Genomic DNA, 22412 nt, shown 5'->3' on the forward strand with positions numbered 1-22412 from the left:
AAGGAGAAAAACAAATGATAAAAGATATGCAACCATTTTTACAACAAGCTTGGGAGAAGGCTGGTTTTAAAGAATTAACTGAAATTCAAAAACAAGCGATTCCAACTATTTTAGAAGGACAAGACGTTATAGCTGAATCTCCAACTGGAACAGGAAAAACATTAGCGTACTTATTACCCCTTTTACATAAAATTAACCCTGAAGTAAAACAACCACAAGTTGTTGTTTTAGCGCCAACACGTGAGCTTGTTATGCAAATTCATGAAGAGGTTCAAAAGTTTACAGCAGGAACTGAGATTTCAGGTGCATCTTTAATTGGTGGTGCAGACATTAAGCGCCAAGTTGAAAAATTAAAGAAACACCCAAGAGTGATTGTCGGTTCACCAGGACGTATTTTAGAATTAATCCGTATGAAAAAGCTAAAAATGCATGAAGTGAAAACGATTGTATTTGATGAATTTGATCAAATTGTAAAACAAAAGATGATGGGCGCCGTACAAGATGTAATTAAATCAACGATGCGCGATCGTCAATTAGTATTCTTCTCGGCAACAATGACAAAAGCTGCAGAAGATGCGGCACGTGATTTAGCAGTTGAACCACAAGTGGTACGTGTAACTCGTGCTGAGTCAAAAAGCTTAGTTGAGCATACGTATATCATTTGTGAGCGACGCGAAAAAAATGATTACGTAAGAAGAATTATGCATATGGGCGATGTAAAAGCAGTTGCTTTCTTAAACGACCCATTCCGTTTAGATGAAATTACTCAGAAATTGAAATTCCGTAAAATGAAAGCAGCAGCTCTTCATGCAGAAGCAAGTAAGCAAGAACGTGAAGCGACGATGCGTGCTTTCCGCGGCGGTAAATTAGAAATACTACTTGCTACTGATATTGCGGCACGCGGTATTGATATTGATGATTTAACACATGTAATTCACTTAGAATTACCAGACACAGTAGACCAATACATTCACCGCTCAGGACGTACTGGACGTATGGGCAAAGAAGGAACTGTTGTATCTCTTGTAACTCCACAAGAAGAGCGTAAACTACTGCAATTTGCGAAAAAATTAGGTATTGTATTTACAAAGCAAGAAATGTTCAAAGGATCATTTGTAGAAACGAAACCGAAAGCACCAAAGAAAAAGAAACCAGCGTTTACTGGGAAGAAAAAACCTAGATAAATGATGAGGAAGGCGTAACTATTTGTAGTTACGTCTTTTTTGTTTGTAATCAAGTGATAATGGGAATTGTATTAGTGTTTTTTATGTGCCTATCATATATATGCTTCTACTGGGAGTATCGAAAAAAGGGTAGTTTATTTCGTTTATACGAGGAAATAACATAAAAAAAGTCGAATATTAAACTGACGCGAAATAATAAAAAGAAGGTACACATATGGATAGGAAATTAGGAATGTTTTTAAATACAAAACATATTGAAGTAAACGAAGGAATAAAGAAGGCGAGAGAATGGGGGTTAGAATATGTTCAATTATATGCTGTGAATTCGACTTTCAACTTAGCTAACATTTCAAAGGTACAATGGAACACATTAAAAGAAAACTTATCTTTTAATGAGATTCAAGTCCCGTCATTAGCAATTAGCTTCGGAGAAAATGGAATAATAGGAACGGAAGCTGAATGTGCAATAGAGAATTTTAAATATATTACTGATAAAGGGTTAAGGTTAGGTGCTAACATAGTAACAGCCCATATTGGGAAAATCCCTGATGATGAAAATAGTGAGCACTATGATAAAATGATACGTGTTTGTAATGAAATAGGAGACTTAGCGTTCAGATTTGGAGGATTCTTCGCCATTGAGACGGGATCTGAAAAAGCGATAGTGTTAAAGCGGTTTTTAGAAAATATAAATTCAAAAGGATTAGCGATTAACTTTGATCCAGCAAATTTAATTAGCGATATAAATGAAAACTTGATAGAAAGTTTATTACTACTAAAAGATTATATAGTACAAACTCATATTAAAGATTGTACAAAAGTAAAAAGCGGTAGTTCAAGTAAGTATATTGAAGTCGCAGCAGGGAATGGTGAAGTAGATTTCGATATATTCTTCAAGGTATTAGATAAAATTAGATTCGAAGGATATAACATGATTGAAAGAAATGATTATTTTGATGAACTGGATGGGATCAGTCAGTCGATAAATTTTGCAAAGAAGTACATACCAACTCAAAAGGAATAACGATAGTATTTGTAGAAACCTACATAGAATATAAAAAACATTAGGGGGAAATGAAATGATCCATAAAGTTGGACAAATTATGTTATATGTAAATAATCAAGATGATGCAGTAAATTTTTGGACGCAAAAGGTAGGGTTTCATGTAGTAGCAGAGGAAGATAATAAGCAAGGAATGAGATGGATTGAAATTGCTCCGATTAGCGGTGCAGAAACAAGCATTATATTACATAATAAAGAAGTTATTTCGAAAATGAGCCCAGAATTAAATCTTGGTACACCGTCCTTAATGTTCTTCTCAGAAAATCTTGATCAATTATATACAGATTTAAAAAATAAAAATGTTACTGTTGGCGAAATGGTAACTATGCCTTCTGGCAAAGTGTTTAACTTTGCTGATAGTGAAGGGAATTATTTTGCGGTTATGGAAAAGAACAAATAATAATATTGCTATGTGAAAAATCCCCCTCAAATATATTGAAGGGGATTACATGTTTGAAGTGGATTTTTCATTAGAGAGTTGATTAATATAAAATACGCCTTTTTCAATAGCTGTTTCAATGTAACCAACGATTTGATTAAACGTAAATACTTGTAAGTCTTCATGCAAATGTTGCTCAGGATACAACATATCTTCAAAAAGGTACTTTCGAAATTCTAAGACGTTTTCTTTAGTAACTTCTTCAATATCCACGATGTGAGCCTCTTGATTGAGAAGAGAGAATAGCTGTTGTTCTTTATCGTAATGATGAAGCAACTTTGCATTTAACAATTTAAAATCGTTATAGTACATAGGTGCGATAGTTTCATCATTTTCTATTCTATTTTTTAGCCAAGGTAGAAAAAAGCCACTTAGCCAATTATCATCGGCAATGAGATGGGTGTAATAGCCTAAGAGAAAAGGGGAATCCATTTGAGCTTTATATTTTTGAAAAAAAGAATTGAAATCTATCCTTCTCGTATAGTTTTTCGTTGTACCAGCGTAAAAGTGTGAAGTTCCTTTTTCTTCTGCTGAATGAACCGCATCAGGGGCTACACCTCCGAGTATGAAAGAAGTTTTATCTTGAATACATAGTTTTTCGGCAATACCGTTAGCGATAATAGCATGCATAATTCGTGATCCCATGAATGACACCTCGGTTTCAAGTATTCATTTCAGGAGGAGGACTGAACAGTGAGTATTACTTTCCCTGTACTTTTTCTACTTTCGACCCATTCATGTGCTTTCCCTGCATCTTGGAGTGGAAAAGATTTCGTAGCCTTAAGTTGCAAACTTCCGTCACACAAATAACGGAAAACTTCATTTGCAGTTTCTTGGAGCAGTTCAGGACGTTTTTTTCGTGTAGTTCCAAAGCTAAAACCGAGTATAGAGCGGCAACTTGCATGTAAATCTTTCGTTTGGAAATTGCCTATTTCACCACTTGCATTACCGAAATGAATGAGGCGACCGTAATAAGCAAGACATTTTAAACTTCTTTCCGAAATAGTTCCAGAAATAGAGTCCAAAATGATATTCACTCCTTCTTCGTTTGTTAGCTCATTGACTTTCTCTACAAAATCTTCATCTTGATGACAAATAACATAATCAGCTCCGGCATCTAAAGCAATTTCTTTTTTTGCTTCACTTCCGACAGTACCTATAATTGTTCCAGCCCCTAATAGTTTTGCAAGTTGAATAGCAGTAGTGCCAATTCCACCAGCAGCCGCATGAATGAGTACAGATTCACCTTGTTGAAGCCTTGCTACATTTGCGAGTAAATTATAGCTTGTGAAAGATACGATAGGGCATGCTGCTGCAATTTGAAAATCGACTTCATCAGGTAATACGAAAGTAAGATTTTCATTTGCAACAACATATTCAGCGTAAGATCCATTTTGAGGAAAAGCAATGACACGTTGTCCAGGTTGAATATTTTTTACATGAGAGCCGACACGTTCTACAACACCAGCGACATCTATCCCTGGAATAAAAGGTAGTACTTTATTTCCTTTTTTGCCATAACGTGATTTAATATCAGCGAAATTTACACTCGTAGCAACAACACGAATTAAAACTTGATTTTCTGAAATAGCCGGCATATCCACATCTGTATATTTCATCACTTCAGGACCACCGAACGACGTTACAATGATAGCTTTCATTATTTATCCCCCTAAATTTGACTATATAAATCATTTTAAATGTTCACTAGAAATTGGAAAATTATATAATTGTTATGCAAGGTTATAAGTGAAGCTTATGAACTTATTGAATCATTATATTAATTTATATAAAAAACTTTTGAAAAAATCGAACGAAATATGGATTACTTGCCAATATATAGTGTAAGACAAAGGAGGGATGGTATATGAAGGATGAAACAGTGTATACAGATTTAATCCAATTAACTTTATCAGGCAATAAAGAAGCGTATAGCGAATTGTATGATAAAACGATTCAAGAAGTATATAAAACAGCACATTTTTTAATAGATGATAAAGCGGATGTAGATGATGTCGTTCAAGAAATATACATACAACTATATGAATCGCTTCGTAAGTATGATAGCGAGAAGCCATTTCGTCCTTGGTTAATTGGACTTGCGATTAAACAAATTCACTCTTATAGAAGAAAGAGGTGGATGCGACTACGAATTATAAAAAAAGCAGAAGAGCAAAGAAAACCAGTACAAATTGATTTTTCTAACGATGTTGTAAGTAAAATATCAAATCAAAAACTAATCGAACTTATTTATAAATTACCGTATAAATTGAAACAAGTTATTATATTAAGATACTTACACGACTACTCTCAAGAAGAAGTAGCACAAATATTACATATTCCAATTGGTACTGTGAAATCTAGAATTCACGCAGCATTAAAAAAACTACGTCAAAAAGAGCAAATAGAAGAAATCTTTTTAGGAGAGGTAGGGAATGTGAAATGAGTTTAGATTGTAGAGTTAGAGAATCTATACAAGAGGAAGCGAAGGGGATTGTTGCCCCGCCGGAGTTGAAAGAAAAAGTAATCGTTCAAATAAAAATGAATCAAGGGGGGCGTAAGAGGAAGAAACGCCTTATCGCAGGAGTACTTGCAGCGGCTTTTTTAATCCCGACGACCGGTTTTGCGTATCAATCTATTATGGCAGATGGTATATACGGATCTTTTGAAAACTTAAAAAAACATGCTGGAACGATGACATTAGAGGCGTACATGCGTTTTAGTGCAAAGCTATCAGAAGCGAAAGATGAAATGGGTACAAAAGAATATGAAGTGTTTACAAAAGAACTTAAAAAATTAACAAATGCAAAGCTTGCGTACGGAGATTCGAACGGTAATATTGATTATGATGCATTATCACCAGCAAAAAGAGAAGAAATGAAAAAGGTAAGTATGGGCCTTCAACCATACTTTGATAAATTAAATGGTCATAAATCAAGTAGGGAAGTATTAACGCAAGAAGAGTTTGATCGCTATATGGAAGCTTTAATGACACATGAAATAGTACGAGTGAAGACAAAATCAACCGGTGCAATAAAACTAGAAGAAGTACCTGAGGCATATAAAGAAAGATTTATGAAAGCAGAGCAGTTTATGGAGTATGTAGACGAAAAGGTGAGATAAGTAAAAAAGCTCAGAGTCTAAGCTCTGAGTTTTTCTTATTGAAACGTAAATATATTAACCACCTATGCCTTTTGCTAGCAATAGGAAATATGCAACTACTAGTATTATTCCATTTAATGCTGTACCAACTATTCCGAATAACCAATTCTTTGAAGCTATCGCAAAAATAATGCCGAGTAATGAGAGAATAACTAGTATGGAAATAACTAAAGTTAAATTTGCATTAGGCCCTCTTAGAATAAAGAAAGAAAATATGCTTGCGAGAAACATTAAACATGAGATTCCAAAAAATCTATACATAATAATTCTCCCTTGATTGAAATGTAATTTGACTTAGTACGTGATCCCCTTTAGTTTAATATAAATTTCCTTTTCTCATGTGTAGCGACTTTTATAAGTAATATTGCATTTATAAATAAACCGCCGAAACCAATGATATTTAAGTATTGGTCATCAATTATATTTTTTCATATTTGCAGTGTCTTTTTGTATAAAGGAATCTAACAGTGAATAACCAGCTATTAAACTAATTATCGTAACAAAAGTTGTATTTATAAGAATAATATTAGCTAAATAAGGTAAGTACGCACCAAGTGATGAAAAGAGTAGAGCTGGAGAAAAGGAAATGAATAGAGTAGGCACAGTAATAGCGATAAATTTATCCGGTTGAAAGCGCCAGTTTTGTTTACTTGTGTAGCGATTAATGGATTGAAGGAATCGTAATAAAATGCCAACTATAAGAGGGAAGAGTGTAAAGTAGAATAATCTTGGATAAACGTTAAAGGTTGCCTGCGCATCTGTATCTAAATAAAATTGAATTTTCACTCCGACGAATAATAATAAGACGATAAATAATGTAAAGCAAAGGTATAGCATCACTTTTTGCATTGTATTCCACCATCCTTTATTAAAAATATATTCAAAGAAAAAAGAGATATACAATAACTACTGTTGTATATCTCTTCTTTTACGGTTAGTTAATAGTGGAGTTTTCTTTTTCTTGCTTCGTGAAATAATCTATAATGCCCATCGCGCTAATTTCTATATCTAGATGTAAAATGTTATAAACGGAATGATCTGATGGAACGTTTAACTTTGTAAGGTGGGAAGAGATCTTATCCATTAATACAGTTTGTAAAGCTTTAGTAGCTTCATCGAAATCATTATACTGTTCAAAGACCTCTTTTCCAGTATGAACGAAAATAGGTAACCAATGTTCAAGCTGGTTATATACTTCTGTAACATTGGATGATGCGCCGTAATGGCCGAAATAAATACTATCTACATTCATACTTTGAATGTGATTTTTAGAAGCAATCATCGCATCGGGTTGGAATTGTGAAGGAGACGTTGATGGTAAATATAGTTCTACACCAACGTCTGCAAGTTCTCTATAATAAATGCCAATTGTATCACCAGTAAAAATGCCGTTTGTTAATGAATCGTGAATGCTAATATGGTGCTTTGCATGTCCCGGTGTATCGTAAAATGTAAGGATGCGGTCTTCGGCAATTTGTAATGTATCACCATGTTGTACAATATGAACACGTTCTTCTACTATAGGAAGAATGGGATCAAATAGTTTGTCGAAATCTTCTCTGTATACAGCTTTTGCGCCTAAAATGAGTTTTGTTGGATTAATCATATGACGAGCACCGCGAGAATGCACATATAAAGTAGCATTTGGACACTTTTCCATCATTAAACCAGCAGCCCCTGCGTGATCTAAATGAACGTGTGTAACGATAATGTTTTTAACTGCGTTTAAATCAATATGTAATTGTTGTAAGCCTTCTAAAATATACGGAAGAGAAGGGGCTGCACAAGTTTCAATTAAAGTAATATCGTCACCTAATAAAACGTATGTACCTGTTCGTTCATTATGCTGTAGATCGAAATCATCAATCAGATATAGGTGAGAAGATAGTTGCTCTACTTTTTTCATCTTTACCACTCCTTATATAAGGTATGTAACTATTATACGCTAAAAATACAAAAAGGCAGAAAACGAAAGCCTCGTTTTCTGCCTTTTTGTATTGTAATTATTGCTTTTGTTGTTTATTGATAGACATAACGAACAGCCCAACAATACCGCCAACTAATGGAAGCATAATTTCTCCAGCTAAATTAAAATAGGAGCTTAAAAATAAACCATTTACATCGATTACCCAGCCAATCACATACAATAACATCATATATAGTACGAAATAAAACTCGCGATTTGAAATCGTTTCATGTTGTGCAGTTTTCATATTGAACACCATCCTTTTCTATAATAATAGAATATAAACTGTCACATTTTGTTCACAATTTAATTGTAAAACTTTGCATCTTAAAAGTCTAGTAGTTTGTGTCGAATTTTTGAACAAAAATAAAGCGCTATCATTTCTGGTTGTAAGTACGTAATAAGAGCTGTATATTCACGAATGTAGTATAGTATAAACATAGAATGGTAGTGAAGAGAGGGGCAAGGATAATGACAGTTTATGATTTTTCAGCTAAAACGATTACAGGAGAAGATAAATCGTTAAAAGATTACGAAGGGAAAGCGCTTCTTATTGTAAATGTAGCTAGCAAATGTGGTTTTACGCCGCAATATAAAGGACTACAAGAAGTATATGATAAATATAAAGACCAAGGACTAGAAATACTCGGTTTCCCTTGTAATCAATTCGGAGGACAAGAACCAGGTACAGAAGCAGATATTACTAGTTTTTGTGAGTTAAACTACGGTGTGAATTTCCCGATGTTTGCAAAGATTGATGTGAAAGGTGATAAGGCTCATCCTCTTTATACATACATGACAGAACAAGCACCAGGTTTACTAGGTATGAAAGCAGTGAAATGGAACTTTACTAAGTTTTTAATTGGAAAAGACGGGAAAGTAGTAGGGCGTTTTGCGCCGCAGACGAAGCCGGTTGATTTAGAGGTCGAGATTGAGAAGGTACTTGGAGAATAACTAGAAGTTTCACTTTATTAAAAAAAGCCTCAAAGAACAATGTAGTTCTTTGAGGCTTTTTCAAGATTAAATCGCTGAATGGAAGTCATTTGATTTAGGCGGAGAAGCAGCTTTTTTCATAAGGATTTCCCACAAGTGTACAGATTTTTCCCATTCTGCTGCGGCCTGTCCCTTTTGATACATAGCGTTTTCATAACTGAAAGTAAGCTGTTGCATATCATTTGAGCTGTAAAGTGTATCGATATGGAAAGCATATTCTCGGAATGTTTGACTTTCCTCTCGTGGTATACCAGTTCTCGCAAATTGTTTCAAAAGGGCATCATAAGCTTTGCTATAAACAGTATCATCTTTTCGATATTTATAGAAAAGAATGATAAAAAATGTAATCCATTTCATTCTAGTAGCGAAGAGAGTATAGCCGATGATACTTATTGGTATCGTAGAAAGGAACACGTACCACCAAGAAAATTTATTTTTAGAATTTGTAATCTTTTTAGTAGGAGTTTCTTCTGTATCTTCTATTAAACTTTTAAGCTTTGCTTCATTGTTTCTTTGGTGCATTTGCGTGTTTTGAGAATTAGTTTCTTCGCTATTTTGTATAGTAGGAGCAGGGGTATTATTTGTGAAATTATAGGGATTCGTAAATCCTTTTGTTGGTTCGAATGGAATCCATCCGTATCCAGCGAAATATACTTCGACCCAAGAGTGTGCGTTATCGTTTGCGATTTTATAAACATCCTCACCGTCTGCAGAGGCGAGTGTATTATCAAGAGTTCCTTCCGTATAACCTTTTACCCAGCGAGCAGGAATCCCGGCAGAACGAAGTAACACGATCATAGATGTTGAGAAATTATTACAGTAGCCGCTTTTTGTATCAAAAAGGAATTGATCTACATAATCTTGGTTTTTGGCAGGGAATGAGACACTTGTTGTTTCGTATACAAAAGAATGGTCAGTGAAGTAGTTTTCAATAGCCAATACTTTATCATATCGGTTGTCTTTATCGTTTGTTAGATTAGCAGCTAAGTCTCTTACTCGCTGCGGTAATGATTCGGGAAGTTGCGTGTACTTTGTCATGAAATAAGGATTTGTTTCTTGACCTTCATTCGTTTTTACAGCTTTTAAGTTTTCTATGGAAAACTCCGGGACCTCATACGTTACTTTATATGAATGTAAAGTAGTAGAAGAATCTCCGTCCATCGTATAGATTTTTTCTGAAAATGGGTCAATACTGTATGATACATTAGAAGAAGCTGCAACAGATACTAATCCTGCTGGATAGGTAAGGTGAGGGTAACTTTTTTGCATGGTAATTGTCGCCTTAGTTGTCTCTGTTTTTGTATTTTGTTCGTACCAGCTCACGACGTCATTTTTATTTTTAAAAGAAACCTTTTTTTGATTTTCAGAAACTTCCCAGCCTTTTCCTGTATAAAAATCTTTCGTTTCGACTCTCCAATATTGTTTGTTTTCTGTTTGTGCTGTGAAAACAATTGTAGGATCCGCCTTAAAAGGACCGCCTAATCTCGAGTCATCTAAACTATACCCAATTTTAGAAATTCCTTGCTTTTTACTTGCTTCGGACGTGTTGAATTTTAAAAAATCCATTGGGTTTGGCCATTGAGCACCAAATTTTGGAGCGAAGTATGCGATGGTTGCTGACAATACAATAAATATTGTAAGTGGTCTAAGTAATTTTGAGATTTCTCTAGCATAATTTTGTAAGTGTTCCATCTCTTTTATTCGTTCTATGCGAAGAAGACTAAGCATAAAAAAGCCAATAACAACAGCACGAACAATAGTGTAGTTAGCATTATATAAATGCAGGTTATGAAAAACAGTAATATAAATAATAGTCAATAAAAGAAATAAAAATCCACGTTTTTTATGAATCATCCAAAAAGAGATGAAAGCACTCAAAAACCAAAATGATATAAAAAATAAAAGTGTTGGAAAAACTGGAGAAATATCTAGCAAATTCCCTTGAAATAACAAGGAGGAATTACGAGAAATATCAGTAAAAAATTTCGTTAACCAAGATGGATTTATAAAAGCATTTTTATAATACAGGAAATGAATGATGAATAAAATTGTGACAATCTTTATAGGAATCTGCCATCTTGTTTGAAAAAAAGAGAGAGTGAAGCAAATCCCTATAAATATTACAAAAATATCTAATCTACCTACGTTTGTAATACCTATAAGAGGCCTTAGCCATTCTAGTAAAAGTAGAAATGCGCATGCATGCATGAAAAATCTAGTCATATCCAATTGTTTTTTTGCCTGTAATGTTATCATTTGCTCACCTCAAAAAACACGTTTGTATACTGGTTTCCATAAACCACATTTACAAATATTTTTCTTTTTTGTAGAGTTTCTAGAATACTGAGTTCTCGATGTGAGAGTTGATTTGCTTTTTCTTTCACGACAAAAACCATTAATTTTCTATTTTTTATAGCAGCAAAGTCAGCTGTTTTTTGAATATCGGGAGAAAGATCGCTTGTCACGAGTATAATCGTTACAGGCTCATAAATTTTTCTTAATTCCATTTCAACACTCCTGGAGAGCGGGAATGCGCTGTCCGCTTGTACTTTCGCTAAATGACAAAAGATTTGATGTAACTGACTATCTCCATTGTCTAAAGGGAAAAAAGTTCGCTCTTTTCCGAAAGACACGAATGACGCTGGTGAATTTTGTTTCAAGACAGTCCTAACAATAGAGGCAGTAAATGTGACGACTGATTCGAATAGAGGGGATGAGGTTCTGTCCATGAATATCATAATATTATGGCTGCGCTGTTGTTCAAATTCTTTCGTCATAATGTTGTTTGTTCGTGCAGTTGCTTTCCAATCAATCCACGAAAAGCGGTCACCAGGTTTATAGTCTCTCACACCGACAGAAATGGTAGAATCTTTTACTAAATTTATATTTGCTGAAAGAGCTCCTTGTTCGAAATGATTTTCCATTTGTCGATACGTTATATCTACATACTGAGGATAGACTAAAAATGTATCTGGAACTGAGAAAGTTATTTCTTTCTCCATCATACCGAATAGATCGCCAGTTTTGACACGTACGCTTGAAAAAGAGTGCTCACCTCTAGGGATTGTGTCAATTGCATATTGAAACGAAATATTTCGTTTCAATCCTGGAAAGAGTATTACTTTATTCATTCTCGTTTGTTTACAATTTGTAAATTGTGATGGTAGTTCATCTTCTATAATTAAATAAAGTAAGGGAAAAGGAAATTTTCTTTTTATTGTAATGGTGCTTAAAAATGGTTCTCCTGCAACATATTCGTCTTGATTTGTTATTCGTTTTACTTCGGCGTTCCGTAAAGCATAGAAGGGGAGTAATAATGAATAAAGACCAATAGGAATCATACTGTAAAACAAAAACCAACTTACAAATCCTCCTTGAAGCATAGCGTATACAAATGTTAAGACTAAGCATAACGGAATGAGTGATAACTTAGTAAAATGATAGAGTGATCGTAGTATTCGTTTCATCAAAGGTTCATCTTCCTTTGAGTCGGTACGGTAGTTCTTGCAACAATTTTTGCGATAACTTGTTCTCCTGTAATCCCTTCAAATTTTGCTTCCATTTTTAGAATGAGTCTGTGAGCCAATACGTAAGGAGCTAAAAATTTAACATCGTCTGGAATAACATAATTTCTTCCATGGATAAAAGCATAAGCTTGTGAAGCTTTCATTAAAGCAATCGAGCCACGTGGACTTGCACCAAGCTGTATAGAACTATAAGAACGAGTCTGACTAACAAGCTTTACAATGTAATGCTTGATTGCTTTGTCCATGCTTATTTCCCGTACGCACTGTTGCAAATAAAGTAATTCTTCTATTGTAGTAATAGCTTGTAAATGGGAGAGAGGATTCGTTTTTTCCATCCGATTTAAAATTTCAAATTCTTCTTCTGGTGTAGGATATCCCATTTTTAGTTTCAACAAGAAACGATCGAGCTGTGCTTCTGGTAAAGGGTATGTTCCCTCGTATTCGACCGGATTTTGTGTAGCCATTACAAAGAACGGTTTTGGTAACGGTCTTGTCATACCATCTATTGTAATATTGCCTTCTTCCATACTTTCAAGTAAGGCTGACTGTGTTTTTGGAGATGTACGATTAATTTCATCAGCCAGTATAAAATTCCCCATAATTGGTCCAGGCTTGAACTCAAATTGGAGCTCTTTCGGATTATAAATAGAAACACCTGTAACATCTGATGGAAGTAAATCAGGTGTAAATTGAATACGTTTGTAATCAGCATCAATAGATTTAGAAAGTGCCCGTACTAACATTGTTTTCCCGACGCCAGGAACATCTTCTAATAGTACATGACCTTCAGCTAAGAGAGCTGTCAAAGCTAAGATCGTTTCTTTTCGTTTTCCGACCATTAACTTTTCAATATTGTTGATTATTTTTTCTATAATGGGATGTAATGAATCAAGCTGGTGCATCGTAATCCTCCTAATGTTATTATCGTTTTCTAATCTATTTAGTGGAAAATAGAATGTATCCATCTAATTGTGGGTAGTAAAGATTTTATCTTTAATTCTAAGAATATTCAGATTATTTATTCTGATTACATCTAGTATAATTGTTTCCGTAACTTAGGGCAATATGGTAAATAATGATTTGTAGTTTTATATAAAATATGTCTGGATATAAAATAGTATCGTTGGAGAAAATAAATTCCTTATTAAATCAGAGTCATCCTTCGATAACGTTAAGATCCATTGGAATTACTGGAGAACAAATCGAAGACAAATTAAAAACGTTCAAATTATAGTCGGTATAGATACGGGCTTTTTTCTTTAAGGGCGGAGGAGATATTCGGAATTTGTATTTGCCAGGTGCCTGAAACAGCGGCGCAAAATTTTAAATTTCAGGGCTTGAAGTCGAGAGTATATTCGTTGTATTTTGAACTCCTTTCATTTTAAAAAAAATAATAACGAAGACTAACGCCTTTTATATTAGTAGTAGCCTTCGTTATTAGTAGTAGCCTTCGTTATTATTTATTATGATATATATTTGTGTTTTATTTTCGTTACACTTTACCTCGTTATTTAGATTAAGTATTTAATTTTTTGTAGTTAGTATCTATCATTTATTAATTTTATTAATGATATTATTTATCCCCTCAAATAGTGCATCTTTGACTACTTCAGTATAATTACTATAATTATCATTTTTGTCGATTATTATATCCATGACTTGCTTTAACTTTCCATCAACTATAACTGTTAACCCTTGTAACTTTTCACCAGTCTGCTCATTTTCGAATTCTTCATTTAATATAGTTACTACATCTTTATTACTCATACTATTATCATCCTTATCCCGTTTAAATTATAGTGAAAATAGATTGTTATTAAACTCATCTATCCAATATTTCTCTGCTGTAGGTATGAATTCAGTGAAATCTTCATATGTACCACTCCAATCTTTTGGTACATAGTTTTCGTATGATGCCGGTTCTGGAAACATTGAATATAGTATTTTATTATCAAAGTTAATTAATAAGATTGGACTAAAATCTAATAGATCTTCTCCTGCATTTTTCCTTTTAATATTTTCAAGTAGTAAATAATTTAATTCTTCTTTAGTTGTTTTATATTGATTAATCCTTACTAAAAATACTTCTACATTTTCATGATCTAATACTTTTATTCCATTTCTTTCTTCCGTTTCGTCATTATCTTCAATGCTTATACCTAAATTTTTATATGCATGATCTAATTTATTATAATCTAAAAACCATAGTTCTTTATCTGTTACATACCATCTAAACTCATTTTTATATATGACGGCTACTATAATGTTTTCTGCATAAAGCGGTTCTATTTTCATAATATACTCCTTTTATTATTATCTTAAAATCCTGCCATTCTTGGTGGATTCTTCTATTGATTCAATCCAAATTGCTGACAATTCATATGGATTTCCTGGCGTTTTTTGTTCAACTATTTTCAGGATAGTTGCCCTTGATATGGTGGATTTAAAGTATTGTATTTTCATTTATTAACTCATCTAACAATTTAGTTATATCGAATTTAACTACTCCCAAATTACTTCCTCTATTATATAAGAAATTTTTTTGCAAGCTCATTATTATCTGTACTTCATCTTAAACTTTGCTAGAAGCAAGGAAGTAATTTAACAGTCAGTGAAGGATGTGAGCCCTCTACAATGATTAGATTTTCACTTTTTTATATGTTTTCCGGAATTTTTGACAATCTCTTGAACTGTGCGAAATGTCACATCTGAATTTTACACCCTCTCTTATAGTAAGGGTATGTAAGAGAGACGTATTAAAGGAGTGAACAGTATGAAGAAGAAACCTTCAGCACTAATGAGACGTTTAAAATATTTTTCACCAATAGATCGTTATAACGATAATCATACACAAGAAACATATGAAGATCGTGAATGGGAGAATGTGTACAGAAAGCGTTGGCAGCATGATAAAGTAATTCGTTCTACACATGGCGTAAACTGTACTGGCTCATGTAGTTGGAATATATATGTGAAAGATGGAATTGTAACTTGGGAAGGACAGGAGCTTAACTATCCAACGACAGGTCCTGGCATGCCTGATTTTGAACCACGAGGATGTCCACGTGGAGCGAGTTTTTCTTGGTACATTTATAGTCCGCTTCGTGTGAAATATCCGTATGTACGTGGTGTTCTTTGGAATATGTGGCAAGAAGAATTACAAAATAACGAGTCACCATTAGACGCATGGAAAAGCATTGTGGAAAACCCTGAAAAAGCACGTACGTATAAGCAGGCGCGTGGTAAAGGGGGATTCATTCGTGCGAATTGGGATGAAGTGTTACAACTTGTTTCTGCTTCATTACTATACACAGTATTGAAATACGGTCCAGACCGAAATGTTGGTTTCTCGCCAATTCCAGCTATGTCGATGTTAAGTCATGCAGCTGGTAGTCGCTTTATGCAACTTATGGGTGGACCAATGCTTAGCTTCTATGATTGGTACGCAGATTTACCACCAGCTTCTCCGCAAATTTGGGGTGATCAAACAGATGTACCAGAAAGTAGTGACTGGTATAACTCTGGTTACATTATGACGTGGGGTTCAAATGTACCGATGACGAGAACACCAGATGCTCACTTTTTAGCAGAGGTTCGATATAAAGGAACGAAAGTCGTTTCTGTTAGTCCTGACTTCGCTGAATCTACAAAGTTTGCGGATGATTGGATTAGTGTGAAACAAGGTACAGATGGTGCACTTGCGATGGCAATGGGGCACGTAATCTTACAAGAATTTTACGTAGATAATCAAGTGGAATACTTCACAAATTATGCGAAGCAATATACTGATTTTCCTTTCTTCGTCACATTGAAACAAAAAGGAGATCAATTCGTTGCTGATCGTTTCTTAAACTCTTCTGATATTGGGCGCGAAACGAAGTTAGGAGAATGGAAACCTGTACTTTGGAATGAGAACACGAATGATTTTGCAACACCTCATGGCACAATGGGGTCACGCTGGGATAACGAAAAGAAATGGAATTTACGTTTAGAAGATGAAGAAACAGGTGAAAAGATTGATCCACGTCTTTCTTTACTTGGAATGGAAGATAATGTTGGAACTGTGCAAATTCCGTACTTCTCTGATGATGGAAACAAAGTATTAGAACGTACAATTCCAGTGAAAAAGGTTATGACAGAAGAGGGCGAAGTGTTCGTTACAACTGTATACGACTTAACGTTAGCAAATTACGGTGTGAACCGCGGGCTTGGCGGACAAGAGCCGAAAGATTTCAATGATGATGTGCCGTTTACACCTGCATGGCAAGAGAAGATGACAGGAGTGAAACGTGAGCTTATTATTCAAATCGCTCGTGAGTTCGCACAAAATGCTGTTGATACAAATGGTCGCTCAATGATTATTGTCGGAGCTGGTATTAACCATTGGTTTAACTCTGATACGATTTATCGTGCTGTTTTAAATCTCGTTCTTCTCGTTGGGGCACAAGGTGTAAACGGCGGTGGTTGGGCGCATTACGTTGGACAAGAAAAATTACGACCAGCAGAAGGATGGCAAACGATCGCGATGGCAAAAGATTGGCAAGGGCCACCGAAATTACAAAACGGTACATCTTTCTTCTATTTCGTAACAGATCAATGGCGCTATGAAGATACACCAGTTGGACATTTAGCATCACCAGTAGAAGGCAACTCTCGTTATCAACATCACGGTGATTACAACGTATTAGCAGCACGACTTGGCTGGTTACCTTCGTATCCGACATTCGAGAAAAATGGAATTGAATTATATAAAGAAGCTGTTGCCGCTGGTGCAACAACGCAAGAAGAAATCGGAAAATACGTTGCGCAAAAACTAAAAAATAAAGAACTGAAATTTGCAATTGAAGATCCAGATAACAAAAATAACTTCCCGCGCAACTTATTCGTATGGCGTGCAAATTTAATTTCAAGTTCCGGTAAAGGTCACGAATATTTCTTAAAACATTTATTAGGTACAACGAACGGATTAATGAATGACGATAGTGATTCGTTGCGACCAGAAGAAATTAAATGGCATGAAGAGGCACCAGAAGGGAAACTTGATTTACTCATTAATTTAGATTTCCGTATGGCTGGAACTGCTCTTTATTCTGATATCGTCTTACCTGCTTCAACTTGGTATGAAAAGCATGATTTAAGTAGTACAGATATGCATCCATTTGTACATCCATTTAATCCGGCAATCGGTTCACCGTGGGAAGCGCGCTCTGACTGGGATATTTTCACTTCTCTTTCTAAAGCCGTGTCTGATTTAGCAAAGAAAATTGATCTTGAACCAATGAAAGAAGTTGTGGCAACACCACTTCTTCATGATACACCGCAAGAATTAGCGCAACCACTTGGCAAAATTAAAGACTGGAGTAAGGGTGAATGTGAACCAATTCCGGGTAAAACGATGCCACAAATTCATGTTGTCGAAAGGGATTATAAAACGATTTATGACAAGATGACTGCGCTAGGACCAAATGCCGGAAAACAGCCGATTGGTACGAAAGGGATTTCTTGGTCGGCGGAAAAAGAATATGAGCAATTAAAGAGCCGATTAGGAGTCGTTCGAACAGATTCTATTGCAAAAGGTTGCCCAGACATAAAAGAAGCAATCAATGCTGCCGAAGCGGTATTAACACTTTCTTCTACAACAAACGGTCATATGGCTGTAAAAGCATGGGAAGCACTTGAAAAACAAACGGATTTAAAACTGCGTGATTTAGCAGAAGAACGTGAAGAAGAATGCTTCACATTTGAACAAATTACAGCGCAGCCAAAAACAGTGATTACTTCTCCAGCCTTTACAGGTTCTGAAAAAGGTGGACGCCGTTACTCACCGTTTACTACAAACGTGGAACGTCTCATTCCTTGGAGAACGATAACGGGTCGACAATCTTTCTACTTAGATCATGACATGATGAAAGAATTTGGTGAAACGATGGCAACATTTAAACCAATTCTGCAACATAAACCGTTCCGTAAATCACGGCCTGAAGTAGAAGGGAAAGAGATTACATTAAACTATTTAACGCCGCATAATAAGTGGTCAATTCATAGCATGTATTTCGATTCATTACCGATGTTAACGCTGTTTAGAGGTGGTCCAACTGTTTGGATGAATAAAGAGGACGCTGCCGAAGCGGGTGTTGCAGATAATGATTGGATCGAGTGCTTTAACCGTAACGGTGTTGTTGTAGCACGTGCTGTTGTAACGCACCGTATACCGAGAGGAATGGCATTTATGCACCATGCGCAAGATCGTCACATTAACGTACCTGGTACGAAATTAACAAGTAACCGCGGGGGAACGCATAATAGTCCAACTCGAATTCACGTAAAACCGACACATATGATTGGCGGATATGGCCAATTAAGTTATGGATTTAACTATTATGGTCCAACTGGGAACCAGCGTGACTTAAACGTTGTAATTCGCAAACTGAAGGAGGTAGATTGGCTTGAAGATTAAAGCACAAGTCGGAATGGTAATGAATCTAGATAAATGCATCGGCTGCCATACTTGTAGCGTAACGTGCAAAAACACCTGGACAAATCGTCCAGGTGCTGAATATATGTATTTCAATAACGTAGAAACGAAACCTGGTATTGGTTATCCGAAACAATGGGAAGATCAGGAGAAATATAAGGGCGGCTGGGAATTGAAAAATGGTGAAATTCAGCTGAAATCCGGTTCGAAAATGAAGCGCCTTGTGAATATTTTCCACAATCCAGATCAACCGACAATTGATGATTACTTTGAACCTTGGAACTATGATTATGAAACGTTAACAAATAGTCCACAGCGTAAGCATCAGCCAGTTGCTCGTCCAAAATCAGCAATTACAGGTGAATTTATCGATAAAATTGAATGGGGTCCAAACTGGGAAGATGATTTAGCTGGTGGACATATAACAGGATTACAAGATCCGAACGTAAAGAAAATGGAAGAAGAAATTAAAACAGATTTTGAAAATGTCTTTATGATGTATTTACCACGTATATGCGAACATTGTATGAATCCATCTTGTGTATCTTCTTGTCCATCTGGTGCGATGTATAAACGTGAAGAAGATGGCATTGTTCTTGTCGATCAAAATGCATGTCGTGCATGGAGATTTTGCGTATCTTCTTGTCCATACAAAAAAGTGTATTTTAACTGGCAAACGAATAAAGCTGAAAAGTGCACAATGTGTTTCCCACGTATTGAAGCTGGTATGCCTACAATTTGTTCGGAAACATGTGTAGGACGTATCAGGTATATTGGGGTAATGCTATATGACGCTGACAAAGTAAAAGAAGCGGCGTCTGTTGAAGATGAAAAAGATTTATATGAATCTCAGCTTACTGTTTTCCTAGATCCAAATGATCCAGAAGTAGCAGCTGAAGCGAAAAAACAAGGAATTCCTGAAGAATGGATAAAAGCGGCACAACAGTCGCCAATCTATAAAATGATTATCGATTGGAAAATCGCTCTACCTCTTCACCCAGAGTATCGCACTATGCCAATGGTTTGGTATATTCCGCCGCTTAGCCCAATAATGAACATGGTGGAAGGGAAGGGGAGTAACTGGCAAGCAGAAGAGATTTTCCCTGCCATTGATAATATGCGTATTCCAATTCAATATTTAGCGAATTTACTCACTGCAGGAGATGAATCACATATTCGTCTTACATTGAAAAAAATGGCTGTTATGCGAACGCATATGAGAGCACTTCAAATTAATAAAGAACCAAATGAAGCGGTATTAAAAGAACTTGGCTTAACGAAACAGGATGTAGAAGATATGTATCATCTTCTTGCTATTGCGAAATATAAAAATCGCTTCGTAATCCCAACGTCTCACCGCGAACAAGTTGCAGATTTATATAACGAACAAGGAAGCTGTGGTTTATCCTTCGCAGGTGGCCCAGGATCTTGCACGACAATTTCTTAAATAATGGGGGCGGAAACATATGAAACAAAGTTTACAAACTGCTTTTTCATGTTCTTCATTCCTTCTCTCCTACCCAGAAATCGGGTGGAGAGAAGCTTTAACTGAATTACAAGAAGAGGTTGAAGTGATTGAACAGGAAGAAGTTAAAGCTTCACTTTCAACATTTATAGAACAAGCATTAAATAAAAAGAACGATCAATTAATTGATGGTTACGTATATACATTTGATTTTGGTAAAAAGACAAATATGTATCTTACTTATATGAACACTGGTGAACAAAGAGAAAGAGGTATTGAATTACTAGAGTTAAAGCAGCATTATAAAAAATCTGGTTTTGAAGTAACAGATAAAGAACTCCCTGATTATTTACCACTTTTACTTGAGTTTTTTGCAAATGCAAATGAGCAAGACAGTGAACCAATTATGAGTAAATACAAAGAGAACATACAAGCATTACACGTTCAGTTAAAAGAAGCAGGTAGCATGTATGAACCAATTCTTGCGGCTGTGCTACTCGCTATCGATACATGGGGTGTACAGACAAATTAGAAAGGAGAGTTGTCAAAATGATGGATCAATTTCTATGGGTGTTGTTTCCCTATATCATTTTTGCAATCTTTATCGGTGGACATATTTTCAGATACAACTATGATCAATTTGGATGGACATCAAAATCTAGTGAACTATTAGAAAAGAAAATGCTACGAATTGGAAGTCTATTATTCCACTTTGGGATTATGTTCGTAATTGGCGGTCATGTTATGGGAATTTTAATTCCAGAAGCTGTATATCGTTCAATAGGTATTTCAGAGCATATGTATCACACAGCGGCAATTAGTTTCGGACTTCCGGCAGGTATTGCTTCTATCATCGGTTTAATTATATTAACGTACCGCCGCGTAACAGTAAAACGTATCATTGCAACGAGTACGAAGGGGGATTATATTGCGCTTATTTTATTACTTATCGTAATGCTAGCAGGGCTTTCTTCAACATTTTTAAACATCGACTCAAAAGGGTTTGATTATCGTACAACGATTGGTCCTTGGTTCCGAAGTCTCTTTATTTTCCAACCGAAAGTTGAGTATATGACGGAAGTACCAGTATGGTTTAAAATTCATATAATTGCAGGTATGGGTCTATTCGCAGTATGGCCATTTACTAGACTAGTACATGTATTTAGTGCCCCAATTAAATACGTAAGCCGTAGTTATGTAATTTACAGAAGACGTATTCCAAATGAATTGAAAAAATAATGTTGTTTTATATGTTTAGTAACTTATAAAGAAAGCCGAGATCTAATTGGAGACCTCGGCTTTCTTTATAAGTATAAGTAATTAAATAAGATGTTAATCAATGCTACAAACAGAAGCAGAGCAATCTTCACAAGCAATTTCACATTTTAAAAACTGTAAATCGTGGATGGTAATCTTTCCTTTATGAATAGAAATTGTACCTTGCTTTTTTAATTCATTTAACATCCGATTCACGCTTTCACGTGAAGTTGCACAGAAATTAGCAAGTTCTTGATTCGTTAAAGGTAAATCGATAAGAATCCCGTTTTCTTTTAACACACCATAACTATTTGTCATTCGAATGAGAGTAGAATACAGGGCACCTTTTTTGCCATGTAATACTAAGTCTCGGAACTTCGTTTGCATTCTTCTTAAATGTTCACTAATCCATTTCATAAATTCAAATACAAGTGCGGGTTTTTGGAGTAATGCTTTTTCTAAGGTTTCACGCTTTATTACTCCTACTTCAACATCTTCAAGGCATTTTGAATTCAATAAATACTTCGCATTGTCCGTGAATAATGTTAATTCTCCAATAATGTCGTATGCCGAACAAATACGGAGTGTTAATTCTTGCCCGTCAGCACTTAGTTTACTAATTTGTACTTTTCCTGAGTGGATGATATAGAGTTCTGTTGCTTCCATACCTTCTTGAAAAATAAAACTCCCCTTTTTAATCTGCATTTTATATTCAACAGATGCAAGTAATTCCTTTAAATCTTGAGATAATGTCATACTGTTTGTCACAGCAATCACCTTTCTTCTTATAAGCAATACATTTCCTATTTTGAGTGTAAATATGCTGAAAATGCAAGAGCTATTTTAAAAATATAGTAAAATTTCAATGACCGTAAGGAGGA

The 22412-nt window shown here is 35.3% G+C and carries 22 protein-coding genes; 10 read left to right on the forward strand and 12 right to left on the reverse strand.

All coding sequences use genetic code 11. The annotated features are described in order from the left end of the window. Nucleotides 1–14: 14 nt before the first annotated feature. The 3 genes from AC3WTI_RS01545 (at nt 15) to AC3WTI_RS01555 (ending at nt 2647) form a co-directional block, all read left to right on the forward strand. Entirely contained in the window at nt 15–1184 is a 1170-nt protein-coding gene (locus tag AC3WTI_RS01545; protein ID WP_087959644.1) for a DEAD/DEAH box helicase, read from the forward strand. Between the two features lie 214 nt (nt 1185–1398). Next, the gene (locus AC3WTI_RS01550; RefSeq protein ID WP_097841410.1) at nt 1399–2208 is read left to right on the forward strand and encodes a sugar phosphate isomerase/epimerase family protein; all 810 of its coding nucleotides are present in this window, start codon (nt 1399–1401) and stop codon (nt 2206–2208) included. 55 nt (nt 2209–2263) lie between these two features. Beyond that, nucleotides 2264–2647 (forward strand): VOC family protein, encoded by a 384-nt coding sequence (locus tag AC3WTI_RS01555; RefSeq protein ID WP_087959646.1) that lies wholly within the window; start codon nt 2264–2266, stop codon nt 2645–2647. Nucleotides 2648–2692: 45 nt separating this feature from the next. On the opposite strand, the gene AC3WTI_RS01560 is transcribed toward AC3WTI_RS01555, so the two are convergent. Together AC3WTI_RS01560 and AC3WTI_RS01565 are read right to left on the reverse strand one after the other, a co-directional pair. After that, nucleotides 2693–3331, reverse strand: a complete 639-nt coding sequence (locus AC3WTI_RS01560) for a zinc dependent phospholipase C family protein (RefSeq protein ID WP_087959647.1) — start codon at nt 3329–3331, stop codon at nt 2693–2695. A gap of 29 nt (nt 3332–3360) precedes the next feature. Continuing rightward, nucleotides 3361–4347 carry a quinone oxidoreductase family protein gene (locus AC3WTI_RS01565; RefSeq protein ID WP_087959648.1) on the reverse strand — a complete coding sequence of 329 codons (987 nt, stop codon included), beginning with the start codon at nt 4345–4347 and terminating at the stop codon, nt 3361–3363. A 206-nt stretch (nt 4348–4553) separates the two neighbouring features. Between AC3WTI_RS01565 and AC3WTI_RS01570 the strand changes: the two genes are divergently transcribed. Beyond that, nucleotides 4554–5132 (forward strand): sigma-70 family RNA polymerase sigma factor, encoded by a 579-nt coding sequence (locus AC3WTI_RS01570; protein WP_087959649.1) that lies wholly within the window; start codon nt 4554–4556, stop codon nt 5130–5132. Further along, entirely contained in the window at nt 5129–5809 is a 681-nt protein-coding gene (locus tag AC3WTI_RS01575) for a DUF3600 domain-containing protein (protein WP_087959650.1), read from the forward strand. Before AC3WTI_RS01570 ends, AC3WTI_RS01575 begins: the two co-directional genes overlap by 4 nt. A gap of 54 nt (nt 5810–5863) precedes the next feature. On the opposite strand, the gene AC3WTI_RS01580 is transcribed toward AC3WTI_RS01575, so the two are convergent. From AC3WTI_RS01580 to AC3WTI_RS01595, 4 genes are all read right to left on the reverse strand, one after another. Continuing rightward, nucleotides 5864–6109 (reverse strand): hypothetical protein, encoded by a 246-nt coding sequence (locus AC3WTI_RS01580; protein WP_087959651.1) that lies wholly within the window; start codon nt 6107–6109, stop codon nt 5864–5866. Between the two features lie 153 nt (nt 6110–6262). Further along, nucleotides 6263–6697: a hypothetical protein gene (locus AC3WTI_RS01585; RefSeq protein ID WP_087959652.1), complete on the reverse strand. Its 435-nt coding sequence runs from the start codon at nt 6695–6697 to the stop codon at nt 6263–6265. A gap of 85 nt (nt 6698–6782) precedes the next feature. Further along, nucleotides 6783–7754, reverse strand: a complete 972-nt coding sequence (locus AC3WTI_RS01590) for an MBL fold metallo-hydrolase (RefSeq protein WP_253621545.1) — start codon at nt 7752–7754, stop codon at nt 6783–6785. 97 nt (nt 7755–7851) lie between these two features. Then, nucleotides 7852–8061 (reverse strand): DUF3925 family protein, encoded by a 210-nt coding sequence (locus AC3WTI_RS01595; RefSeq protein ID WP_000844977.1) that lies wholly within the window; start codon nt 8059–8061, stop codon nt 7852–7854. Nucleotides 8062–8285: 224 nt separating this feature from the next. Here AC3WTI_RS01595 and bsaA point away from each other — a divergent pair, with 224 nt between their 5' ends. After that, a complete protein-coding gene (bsaA, locus tag AC3WTI_RS01600) occupies nt 8286–8768 on the forward strand; it encodes a glutathione peroxidase (protein WP_000219424.1) in 483 nt (160 codons plus the stop codon). Between the two features lie 66 nt (nt 8769–8834). Here bsaA and AC3WTI_RS01605 read toward each other — a convergent pair whose 3' ends face one another. From AC3WTI_RS01605 to AC3WTI_RS01625, 5 genes are all read right to left on the reverse strand, one after another. Next, nucleotides 8835–11063 (reverse strand): transglutaminase TgpA family protein, encoded by a 2229-nt coding sequence (locus AC3WTI_RS01605; protein WP_097841411.1) that lies wholly within the window; start codon nt 11061–11063, stop codon nt 8835–8837. Continuing rightward, nucleotides 11060–12274 (reverse strand): DUF58 domain-containing protein, encoded by a 1215-nt coding sequence (locus AC3WTI_RS01610; RefSeq protein ID WP_087959655.1) that lies wholly within the window; start codon nt 12272–12274, stop codon nt 11060–11062. Before AC3WTI_RS01610 ends, AC3WTI_RS01605 begins: the two co-directional genes overlap by 4 nt. Then, on the reverse strand, nt 12274–13236 hold the full coding sequence (locus tag AC3WTI_RS01615) for an AAA family ATPase (protein ID WP_087959656.1): 963 nt from the start codon (nt 13234–13236) through the stop codon (nt 12274–12276). The genes AC3WTI_RS01610 and AC3WTI_RS01615 overlap by 1 nt, the downstream gene beginning before the upstream one ends. Before the next feature lie 646 nt (nt 13237–13882). After that, nucleotides 13883–14101, reverse strand: coding sequence for a hypothetical protein (locus AC3WTI_RS01620; RefSeq protein WP_000066138.1), 219 nt, complete (start codon nt 14099–14101; stop codon nt 13883–13885). Between the two features lie 27 nt (nt 14102–14128). Next, nucleotides 14129–14629 (reverse strand): hypothetical protein, encoded by a 501-nt coding sequence (locus AC3WTI_RS01625; RefSeq protein ID WP_097841412.1) that lies wholly within the window; start codon nt 14627–14629, stop codon nt 14129–14131. A 478-nt stretch (nt 14630–15107) separates the two neighbouring features. On the opposite strand from AC3WTI_RS01625, the gene AC3WTI_RS01630 reads away from it, so the two are divergent. From AC3WTI_RS01630 to narI, 4 genes are read left to right on the forward strand one after another with little or no spacing between them, the layout of a single operon-like run. Next, entirely contained in the window at nt 15108–18791 is a 3684-nt protein-coding gene (locus AC3WTI_RS01630; RefSeq protein ID WP_097841413.1) for a nitrate reductase subunit alpha, read from the forward strand. Next, entirely contained in the window at nt 18781–20256 is a 1476-nt protein-coding gene (gene narH / locus AC3WTI_RS01635; protein ID WP_492304294.1) for a nitrate reductase subunit beta, read from the forward strand. Before AC3WTI_RS01630 ends, narH begins: the two co-directional genes overlap by 11 nt. Before the next feature lie 19 nt (nt 20257–20275). Then, complete coding sequence (narJ, locus tag AC3WTI_RS01640; protein WP_087959659.1) at nt 20276–20806, forward strand: nitrate reductase molybdenum cofactor assembly chaperone; 531 nt, start codon at nt 20276–20278, stop codon at nt 20804–20806. Nucleotides 20807–20823: 17 nt separating this feature from the next. Then, nucleotides 20824–21513 (forward strand): respiratory nitrate reductase subunit gamma, encoded by a 690-nt coding sequence (gene narI / locus AC3WTI_RS01645; protein WP_087959660.1) that lies wholly within the window; start codon nt 20824–20826, stop codon nt 21511–21513. 93 nt (nt 21514–21606) lie between these two features. Here narI and AC3WTI_RS01650 read toward each other — a convergent pair whose 3' ends face one another. Next, nucleotides 21607–22299: a Crp/Fnr family transcriptional regulator gene (locus AC3WTI_RS01650; RefSeq protein WP_097841415.1), complete on the reverse strand. Its 693-nt coding sequence runs from the start codon at nt 22297–22299 to the stop codon at nt 21607–21609. Nucleotides 22300–22412: the final 113 nt, after the last annotated feature.

The sequence above is a fragment of the Bacillus sp. EB106-02-03-XG38 genome, assembly GCF_058792175.1.